The organism is Paenibacillus sp. P4_E11 (assembly GCF_056401635.1).
This window is the reverse complement of the sequence record NZ_JBFUIX010000162.1, coordinates 1-6,723: the sequence shown is the minus strand read 5'-3', so window position 1 is coordinate 6,723 and position 6,723 is coordinate 1. Positions and strand designations below refer to the sequence as shown.

Genomic DNA, 6,723 nt, shown 5'->3' with positions numbered 1-6,723 from the left:
GTACTGATCAACACGCTGACGCTCTCTTTCCTGCAGATCGCCTTCGCCTTCCCGGTTCCAATCGTGCTCGCGCTTATGCTGAACGAGATTCGCAATGAATGGTTCAAGCGCTTGCTGCAATCGTTCATCTACTTGCCGCACTTCCTGTCCTGGGTCGTCGTGATCGGGATCGTGACGATATTCCTGCGCAGCGACGGGGTCGTCAACAGCTTCACACAGACGATGTTCGGCTGGGAATCCGTGCAATTCCTCCAGCTGCCGTGGCTGTTCAAACCGTTACTAGTACTCGAGATTATTTGGAAGGAAGCCGGTTGGGGCACGATCGTATTCCTAGCTGCACTCGCGGGGGTCAATCCAGAGCTATATGAAGCGGCGATCGTGGATGGCGCAGGCCGATGGCGCCGGGTATGGCACATTACGCTGCCAGCTATTCGCAGCACAGTGATCATCTTGCTCATCTTGCGACTAGGCACGGTGTTGGACAACGGCTTCGAGCAAATCTTCCTCATGCTTAATCCTTACGTAGAAGAAGTCGGCAACGTGCTGGACACCTACGTGTACTATAAAGGGATTTTGCAGTCTGACTTCAGCTTCGCTACGGCGGTAGGCTTGTTCAAGTCAGTCGTAGGGCTCATCCTTGTCGTTACAGCGAACCGACTGGCCAAACGTTTCGGCGAAGAAGGCATCTACTAGCTCAAATGGGCACATTTTAGACCAAGGAGGCGAGAACACCGATGCATCACAGAACCTGGCTCGACTATATGGCAGACGCCATCATTATCATCTTGCTCGTCTTGTTCGCCACCGCCATGTTTATCCCGTTCCTCTATATCTTCTCGGTGTCCTTCACTTCGATGGAAGAATACTTGCGAAGAACGTTCATTTTATTACCGGAACGGTGGGTGACGAACGCTTACTCATACATTCTCGCTAACAATAAGTTTGTTAAATCCGTCGGCGTTACGGCCTTCATCACCACGCTCGGCACCTTGTTCAACCTGGCGTTTACAACGACGATGGCGTACGCACTGTCTCGCAAGTTTTATGGACAAAAGCTGTTCCTGTTCATGGTGCTGTTCACCTTTCTATTCAGCGCCGGCATTATCCCGACCTACTTGATCGTAAAGGCAACAGGACTGCTGAATTCCGTATGGGCGCTCATCATTCCGGTGCTCATCAGCCCGTGGAACCTAATCGTATTCTCGCAGTTTTTCAAGAGCATTCCCGAGGAATTGAACGAAGCGGCGCTTATCGACGGGGCCAATCCGTTCACCGTATTCTGGCGCATAATCTTGCCACTCTCCAAGCCCGCTCTCGCGACCTTCGGTCTGTTCTATGCCGTGTCGCACTGGAATGCTTATTTCTCCGGTATTCTGTACATCAGCAATCCGAAGCTATGGCCGATCCAAGTGCTGCTGAGGCAGATTGTMGTCGTGAATGATACGAGTTCCTTGTCCATAACCGAGCAAGTGCTAACCGACCCTCCACCGGCGGAAACGATCCAGATGGCCGCGATATTGCTCGCGACGGTCCCGATCCTGATTCTATATCCGTTTCTGCAAAAGCATTTTGCCAAGGGGGTGATGATTGGCTCCGTAAAAGGATGACCACTCACGTATGTATAGGAAGAGAAGTTTCTGAGATACGAAAATGCTTGAGGGGGACCCGTTGCAACTAAACAGAAAGGAAACCCTGCCTATCAAACTTGGAGGTGCGAACGAATGAAGAGAAGCTTGAGAATGGTGAATGTAACCCTCATTTTGGCGCTTGCCGCTGTTGCCGCCGCATGTTCGAAGGACAGTTCCACGTCAACGGAAACGAGCAAGCCGAAGGCCAGTGAACCTGGACAGAAGACAGAGAACAAATCATACGACATCGGCTTTCTCAACTTCGCCTATACGATATTTCCCGATCCGAACAGCAAGGGCGTAGAAGCAATCAAGCAGAAGTTCAATGCGAACATCAAATCGCAGTTCATCCTGCAGTCCGACTATAATGAGAAGCTCAACGTCATTATGGCTTCCGGCGATATGCCGGACGTCGTAGCGATCAAGGATATGGATTCCAACTATTTCAAATGGGCGAAGCAAGGGGCCTTCCTGCCGCTCGACGACTACATCAATCAATACGAAACGCTCAAACTGGTGCCTAAGGCGATCTACGACCAATTCCGTGTGAATGGCAAAGTATATAGCATCCCCATGTATTCACCGACCTACACATTCTCCGGTACGATCCGTCAGGACTGGCTCGACAAGCTGGGCTTGAAGATGCCTACGAATTACAAGGAACTGCTGGAAGTCGCCGTCGCCTTCACCAAGAACGATCCGGATGGTAATGGCAAGAACGATACGTATGGTTTTACATTGGGTGAGAACATTTCCCCGACTCATAACATGGGCGCTTGGTGGTCCACGAACTGGTATCATAAAGATTCGGGCGGCAATTATATCCCCGGCATGATCGGTCCTGGCCGTAAAGAAGTCATCGAGACACTGGCTAACGCTTACAAGGAAGGCGCCGTTACGAAGGACTTCGCTGTCTTGAACTGGGCGCAGACGAACAAGGAGTTTTACTCAGGCAAATCAGGGATCTTCATCGGCACACCGACCGGTATGGTCGAGGATTACTATACAGGGCTGCTGAAGGTCGCTCCACAAGCGAAGGTCGTGCCGATCCCATTCTTCGTTCAACCTGATGGCAAGCAAGGCAACCCGAATGGCCGCGGATTCTTCGGTCTGACGACGCTATCAGCGAAGCTGAAGAGTGAGCCTGATAAGGTAAAGCGCATTCTCGACATTGTCGACTATGGCCGCAAGTTCGTCCCGCTGAAAGACCGCAACCCTCAGAACGAACAGTATAACTGGATCATGGGCGGCCAAGGGGTCGGGTACGACATGGTGAACGGCTCGGCCGTGCCGAAGACCGGTCAGGAATCGAGCACGCCGATCCAGTATATGCTGCAGCGTCACGAATTCTGGAAACCTTGGGCACCTAGCAATGAAGCGAACGAATTCTCCAAGGCGTCGTACACATCTCCGGAAATGCAGAAGTTCATTGCTACAATTGAAGACATGGAGAAGAAATTCAACAAAGACCCGTTCAACGATCCTGCGTTCACGGTTATATCGGAGACACAAGCACAGAAAGGTGCCGAGCTGGACAAATATCTCATCGGTGAACAGACGAAGATGATTTCTGGACAGCGTCCGATTGCGGATTGGGACAAAATGGTCCAGGAGTGGAAAGATCGCGGAGGCGCACAAATCATCAAGGAAGTGAACGATGGCTTGAAAGCGAACGGTACTGTGAAATAACTTTAGTAGCACGATGTTTCGGAAAAAGCTTTATTGGAAGACGCCTCCGTGATACTGTACCTGCAGTAGCCTATCCACGTGAGGCGTCTTAATTGTTCCGTTGCAGATTAAGAAAAACCGTCCGTAAGCACAGCCGACAGTCCTTGGTCGTTGCGTTCAGTTCGGCGCGTGGGGAGGGAGTGAACAGGAGGTTCCACCCGCTGTTGAAATCGATTCCTTGGATTGAAATGTTGTCGTGGTTAGGAATCGGTTTCAAAGGCGGACGCTTCGCTTCTCCACTCTCCTGTTCACTCCCTTTTTGTTCTGCTTTCCTTCAAGGAGTTTCCTTTGTCCGTACACTCCGCGTCCGGTTTTGCGGGTCTTTCAAAGGTGTCAGGTTATCGATTCATGCAAGTGAGGAATCCACCGCCCTGTTTGCGAAGCGGTGCTCTGCTTGGATGGGGTATGTTCAGCTTGAAGCATAGGACGGGTTCAAAATTGCTGCAAATATCAGGCTGTTGGGAAACCCCTGTTTTTTACGAAAATGAAGAAAAAATCTAGGAAAGAGGAGTGTTTGAGGAGAAAATTGAGGAGTAGATGAGGACTATTGCCTCATCCCGCCTTCTTGGCGAGGTATAGGGCGATCTTTTTTATGTTCTGTGCAGTTGCTGTCAGCAACACCTGCATCTGTACCTTGTCTCTCCCCCGAAACCGGCAATAGCGAAGTCCGTGGAGCACTTTGGCATCCGCAAAACTTCGCTCAATAGTCTGGTTCCGTAATCGGTAGAGTGCCTTGCCGATGCTACTTTGGAGATTGAGAGCTACCCGTTCTTTACTGTCCTCCCATAGATGTCGTTGAACGGTTCGCTGATTCGATTTGTTCATTGTGCAGGATGTAAGAAATGGACATTCGGCGCATATTTTTGGGTCCGACTTGTAGTCTCTGAAGCCTTCACGAGTTGTTGTTCGGTAGGTCAACTCTTGGTTGTTCGGGCAAATGTACACGTTTTTGTCAGCGTGATACACAAATCGTTCTTTTGGAAAAACGCCATGGTCACGAGTGGATCGCTCTGGAATAACAGCCATGATAGTTAACTCAGTTGTTTTGTGGCAGATGTAAGGAGTCATATAGCCGGAATCGAGCGCGACAGCCTCCAGTGAAGACTGAAATCCAAACTTTTCGATTTGATGACGTAAACGATCAATGTATACGACAGAATCATTGACGTTGCCAGCGGTCACATGACAGTCGGTGATAATATTGAATTTATGATCGACGGTCCGATGATCGAGGTAATGAAACCCTTCTGGTTTTCCATCCCGATTCAAAAACCCGCTTTCCGGATCGGTCGAGCTAACTTTTATTATTTTTGTAATATTCTCCTCTTCGGGAGGCAACGGCTTTTTTCCGAATTGCTCTCGATCCCCGTTTACCGCTTGCTCTAGCTCTTGAAGATACTCCTGAGGTGTACACGTGACTTCCAGTTTTTCATATTTACTATTGTTTGCGTTGGCTTTGATGTGCGTGGAGTCCGTAATGAGCACACGGCCTCCGACCATTCGATAGTTGATGGCCTGCTGGACAATATTGTCGAAGATATCTTGGAAAATCGTCGTGCCCTCGAACCGATGTTTACGATTCCAGCTAAAAACGGAGTGATCAGGCGCTTTACCTGTTAGGCCGAGTCTGAGAAACCACCGGAAGGAAATCGTATCATTGACCACTCTCTCCAGTTCCCTCTCGGAACGAATGTCGTAGAGGTAGCCTATGAGTAGCATCTTGAAAAATACAATGGGGTCCAGAGAAGGGCGGCCATTCGATTCGCTGTAATAAGGGCGTACTTTTTCAAGAATAAAGCTAAATTCGATGTGTTTTTCGATGTGTCGAAGTAAATGATTGGGAGCGACCATATATTCAATGCAGACGAGTTCATAATCCAGTTGAGGATTTGTTTCGTTCGTGTAGAGCATAGAAACACCGCGCTTCCTATGGGATATTCACTAGAATATTATACCATATTAACGCGGTGTCGTGTTAAATTAGCTTTCTCAACAGCCTGAAATATGCAGGATTTCATGGCTAAAAGCCCATTCGGAAGGGGAATCCTGCAAATGTGCAGGATTTCGTGGCTTTCCCCTCCAAATGGGACCGTTTGGCGGAACAATGATGTACTTCTGCAACATTTCGACTTAAATGAAGGGATTCGAGTGAGAAATGATGTATTTTTGCAGGATTCCCACATGTACCCGTAGTTCAATTCCGCTCACTTGCATTAGCGTTATGGCCCCACTGCCCGAACAATCTTTTTTATACGATTTCCGAGAGATACGGTATTGCATTTTGCGCACCCAATCGCGTTACAGCTATGGATGAGGCATGTTGCGCAATGTCGACGGCGTCATCAATAGTTTTGCCTGAAATAATCATCGCGGCTAGCGTCCCTGAGAACGTATCCCCAGCAGCGGTTGTATCAGCGGGCTCGACTTTGCGACCTTTCTTGTACACATTATCCGTTCCGTTATAATAAACAAGGCCCTTTTCTCCAAGTGTAATCAGCGGATAACGAATACCTTTTGCACGCAAAATATTTAATGCCGCAAAAGCATCATCCGTGCTTTGGATATCCACATTCGTATAAATGCGGCACTCGATCTCATTCGGGATAAAATAATCCACACCCTGCAAAATAGCGTCTTCGATCGGAACCGCAGGGGCTGGATTGAGGAAAATAGGTACTTTTCCTTTCACCAAACGAATCACTTCATATACGGATTCCATGGGGATTTCCAGTTGCAACATGACGGCCTTAGCAGAGAGAAGCTCCTCTTGATAGGTACGGATATATGCTGGAGTGACCTTGTTATTGGCGCCGCCATCAAGAATAATGCTATTGTTTCCCTCGCAGACCGTGATTGCGGCGACTCCAGTATTAACTCCGGGCTCTTGCATGATAAAATCGGTGTGCACGCCGAAACCCTTAAGGTTGTCCATCAGCGATTGGCCGAAAATGTCGTCTCCCACTTTTGCCAAAAACCACGTATCTGCCCCCATTTTTGCACATGCGACGGCTTGATTGGCTCCTTTGCCTCCGGCTGACAGGAAGAAACCATTGCCTCTTATCGTCTCGCCCATTTCAGGAACACGGCTCGTTTGCACGACCATATCCATATTGGCGCTGCCTATTACGACAATCTTCATAGCTCGGTTACTCGAATATTGCGATAGTAGGTTCTTGCAGCAGCAATGGTACTCACGCCGAACATGCCGTATCCAAACGTATCATCCTTGTGCTGTAAAACTTGCTCTCCGTTAATCGAGAGTGTGATCGTATTGCCTTCTGCGGTCACCTTGAACTCATAGTCTTGATTGAACTGCCAGTTGAACTTGCCGCCTGTCAGCTTTTTATAGCCAAAATCATTCATGTAC

5 protein-coding genes and 1 pseudogene are annotated in these 6,723 nt (G+C 48.9%); 3 read left to right on the top strand and 3 right to left on the bottom strand.

Annotation, left to right across the window (positions count from 1 at the left end):
* From AC1DWB_RS30010 to AC1DWB_RS30000, 3 genes are all read left to right on the top strand, one after another.
* A partial coding sequence (locus tag AC1DWB_RS30010; protein WP_477544768.1) for an ABC transporter permease occupies nucleotides 1–693 on the top strand: 693 nt, incomplete at its 5' end.
* Between the two features lie 41 nt (nucleotides 694–734).
* Nucleotides 735–1,607: a carbohydrate ABC transporter permease gene (locus AC1DWB_RS30005; RefSeq protein WP_477544767.1), complete on the top strand. Its 873-nt coding sequence runs from the start codon at nucleotides 735–737 to the stop codon at nucleotides 1,605–1,607.
* A 114-nt stretch (nucleotides 1,608–1,721) separates the two neighbouring features.
* Complete coding sequence (locus AC1DWB_RS30000; protein WP_477544766.1) at nucleotides 1,722–3,317, top strand: extracellular solute-binding protein; 1,596 nt, start codon at nucleotides 1,722–1,724, stop codon at nucleotides 3,315–3,317.
* A 591-nt stretch (nucleotides 3,318–3,908) separates the two neighbouring features.
* On the opposite strand, the gene AC1DWB_RS29995 is transcribed toward AC1DWB_RS30000, so the two are convergent.
* The 3 genes and pseudogenes from AC1DWB_RS29995 to AC1DWB_RS29985 form a co-directional block, all read right to left on the bottom strand.
* Nucleotides 3,909–5,267: an IS1182 family transposase gene (locus AC1DWB_RS29995; protein WP_477544765.1), complete on the bottom strand. Its 1,359-nt coding sequence runs from the start codon at nucleotides 5,265–5,267 to the stop codon at nucleotides 3,909–3,911.
* 337 nt (nucleotides 5,268–5,604) lie between these two features.
* Entirely contained in the window at nucleotides 5,605–6,495 is an 891-nt protein-coding gene (rbsK, locus tag AC1DWB_RS29990) for a ribokinase (RefSeq protein WP_477544764.1), read from the bottom strand.
* Nucleotides 6,492–6,723: pseudogene (locus AC1DWB_RS29985) on the bottom strand (ADP-ribosylglycohydrolase family protein); the annotation flags it as partial. The gene rbsK and the pseudogene AC1DWB_RS29985, both read right to left, overlap by 4 nt.